Source organism: Pseudomonas sp. GW821-FHT02A08, assembly GCF_059422045.1.
Genome location: NZ_JBWKWD010000078.1, coordinates 1 through 3,193 on the forward strand (window position 1 = coordinate 1; position 3,193 = coordinate 3,193).

Annotated in this window: 3 protein-coding genes; all 3 read right to left on the reverse strand. The window is 61.3% G+C overall.

Annotated elements, in window-relative coordinates:
- Positions 1-117 precede the first annotated feature (117 nt).
- The 3 genes from AC07W4_RS27760 to AC07W4_RS27770 all read right to left on the reverse strand — a co-directional run bounded on the left by AC07W4_RS27760 (position 118) and on the right by AC07W4_RS27770 (position 2,992).
- On the reverse strand, positions 118-996 hold the full coding sequence (locus AC07W4_RS27760) for a DMT family transporter (protein WP_008052441.1): 879 nt from the start codon (positions 994-996) through the stop codon (positions 118-120).
- A gap of 122 nt (positions 997-1,118) precedes the next feature.
- On the reverse strand, positions 1,119-1,934 hold the full coding sequence (locus tag AC07W4_RS27765) for a sugar phosphate isomerase/epimerase family protein (protein WP_495034721.1): 816 nt from the start codon (positions 1,932-1,934) through the stop codon (positions 1,119-1,121).
- Positions 1,935-1,936: 2 nt separating this feature from the next.
- The gene (locus tag AC07W4_RS27770; RefSeq protein WP_495034722.1) at positions 1,937-2,992 is read right to left on the reverse strand and encodes a Gfo/Idh/MocA family protein; all 1,056 of its coding nucleotides are present in this window, start codon (positions 2,990-2,992) and stop codon (positions 1,937-1,939) included.
- Positions 2,993-3,193 lie beyond the last annotated feature (201 nt).

Genomic DNA, 3,193 nt, shown 5'->3' on the forward strand with positions numbered 1-3,193 from the left:
TACCGCAATGACTGATTTTACGACTGCTTCGCAGCCGAACGCAGCCTCGCGGGCTCGGCAGCTGCTACAGATCGCATTACCGCGCAACTGACTGGCATTAGGCCTGACGCCTCTCTTTCAGCGGCGGCTTTGCTGCCAGGCCGCTGCCAACCCGCTGCAGCAGATCACGGCAATGCCGAGCACGGTGGTCAGTGTCGGCGTATGGGAAAACAGCAGCCAGCCCAAGAGGCCGGCGAAGATGATCTGGCAATAGCTGAACGGTGCCAGCAGTGCCGGTGCCGCGAGGCGGAAAGCCTGGGTCAGGAACAGGTGTGCCGTCATCCCGCAGGCCCCCAGCGCCAGCATCATCGCGCCATGCACCAGGTTCGGCGTCTGCCAGAAGAACGGCACCAGCGCACTCATCACCAGCGTGTTGCACAAGCCTGCGAAAAAGTTGCTGGTGGTCGGGCTGTCGATCTCGCTGAGCTTGCGCGTCAGCAGTTGATAGAAGCAGAAAAATAGCGCCGAGCAGAACGGCAGCAACACCGCCGGGGTAAACAGATCCCCCCCGGGGTGAACGATGATCAGCACCCCGCTGAAACCGAAAATCACCGCCAGCCATTGCCCCCGAGTCACCCGCTCGCCAAGCAACGGCACCGACAACGCGGTGACCAGCACCGGAGCGAGGAAGTTGACCGACGTGGCCTCGGCCAACGGGATGTACATCAGCCCTGTGGTGAAAAACAGACTGGTGCCCAGCAGGCACAGCGCCCGGATCACCTGCAGTAATGGCCGTTTGGTACGCAGCACCCGCAGCCCGGACTGCGGCAGGAAAATCCCGGCCATCAGCAAGGTGTGCACCACGTAGCGCGCCCAGACCACCATGACGATGGGATAGAAACCGGAGAGGTATTTGGAAAAGGCGTCGTGGCTGGAAAACAGGAAGGTTGCGACAACGATCAGCAGGATCCCTTTGAAGGGCTGATTGACGCCGGAAAGCGGGGTGCTGACGGTCATTGGGTTTCCTTACTTGAAGTCAAACGCATCACGGGCAAACCACGCTGCACCCGGCCAGCATAGAACCTGTGGGAGCGTGGCTTGGCCTGGGCGACATTCCGACGATAGGGGCGCAGCACCGATCAGAGCCACGCCAACAATTCCCGGGTTTTATCCAGCGCCATCTGCGCCCGGTCCAATCCACTCACGCCCTGCTCCAGCAACTGTACGGTGGGAATCTCCAGGCTCAACGCAATGTCAGCCGGCAAACCGCGCAACAACCCCGGCAGGTCACAATCGCCATCGCCGGGAAAACGCCGTTCGTTACGCGCCTGACGCAAGATCTCCGCCATGTCGGCCGGCCGAGGTCCTGCGACGTCACACAACTGTGCATACCGTAACCGTGAGGGGACAACTTTGGCCAGTTCTTCCAGCCGCGATCCAGAGCGGTCGAAGTGGAAGGCGTCTACCAATACGCCGCCGTTTTCACGCCCGGCGTTTTCCACGATACGCGTGGCTTGTTGAAGATTGCGCGCATCGGTCCAGGGCATGAACTCCAGATGCGGGTGCAGCCCATAGGCTGCCGCCAGATCACAGAGCTCGGCAAAATGCTGCGTCAGCCGCTGCTCGTCAGGATCGTTACCGGCCACCAGCAACTCACTGGCGCCGAACTCGGCACCCACCGCGAGGATTTTTTCGAAATCGGCGACGACGGTTTCCGGCTTGAGCCGCAGGATTTCGACGTCCAGCACCCGAATACCGGTATCGCGCAGACGCGCCAGGGTCTGGCGCCGCAATTGGTGGTCGGCCACCAGGGCAAAGTGGTGTTCCTCCGGGGTCGCCGGTACCAGACGCAAGCCGACATGACTGTAACCGGCCCGCGCGGCGACCTCGACCATGTCGGGCGGTGACAACTCCAGCACGGTCAGGCTGGCCAGGGAGAAGATGCGCTCGCTCATGCTCAACCCTCGATCAACGATGGCGCGCAGGCACGCCCGGTTTCGGCTGCCTCACGGATGGCTTCGATCAGCGCCAACGTACGCGCGGCATCGGCGGCACTCACCAGCGGCTCGACCTCCCGGCGCGCAACGCGCACGAAGTGCTGTAGCTGCAGACGCAGGGCTTCATCGGCACTGAAGCTTTCCTGGGTTGCCAGCAACGGTTGATGCCAGCCGCCATCGACTTCGTTGTAGTGCCAGCGTTTAAGCTGCGGAATGCTCAGCGCCCCACCCGTTCCGGCCAACAAGTAGCACGGTTGATCAGGATGGCGCGGATACACCGGGTTCTCCCCCGAATCCAGCTCCCAACTCCAGGGCGCGGCCACCGCATCGGAGCCGGTCAGGCTACCCAGAGCACCGCTGTCGAATTGCAGCAACACCGCCGCACAATCCTCATTGGCAAACCCGCGAATGGCATTGCTGGTGATGGCTTGAACCTGACGCACTTCACCGCACAAGTGCCGCAGCAGATCGAGGTCGTGGATCAGGTTGGTCAACAACATCCCCGCACCGGCCTCGCGACGCCAGGGTGTTTCAAAATAGCTGTCTGGCTTGCGCAACTGCCAGAGCGCCGTGACCGTGGTCAACCGACCCAATGCACCGCTGTGGACAAGTTCGTGGGCGCGAACAATCAGCGGATTGTGCCGACGGTGATGTCCGACCAGTACCGGAACGCCACTGGCCTTTGAGGCAGCCACCAGTTCCCTGGCTTCATCCAGATGCACACCCACCGGTTTTTCCAGCAATACCGGCACGCCGGCCGCGAGGCAATCGAGGGCCGTGCTGACGTGCTGTGTGTTCGGGTTGGCGACGATGACAGCGTCCGGCTTCGCCTGCTCCAGCATCTGACGATGATCGGCGAAACAGGCTACGCCCCATTGCGCCGCAAGACTGGCCGCCTGCGGTCCGGGATCGGCCACGGCGCACAACGTCGCTTCAGTCAGGGATTGCAGGTGCTGGTAGTGCTGCTGGCCCATGTTGCCAGCACCGATCAGGGCGATGCGAAGTGGCGAATTCAAGATGCGGTCCTCTTGTGAGTGTTATTGGAGCGAAGAATTCCAATAATTTAGAACCTTGTTCCAGATTCTTACACAGACCTATCCTGAAAGTGTTCGAACAGCGCACGACTTCTCAAGTTGAACGTTGTTCAAAATGTGGGAGCGGGCTTGCTCGCGAATGCAGTGTGTCATGCGATCTGGATGGCGCTGACACACTGCATT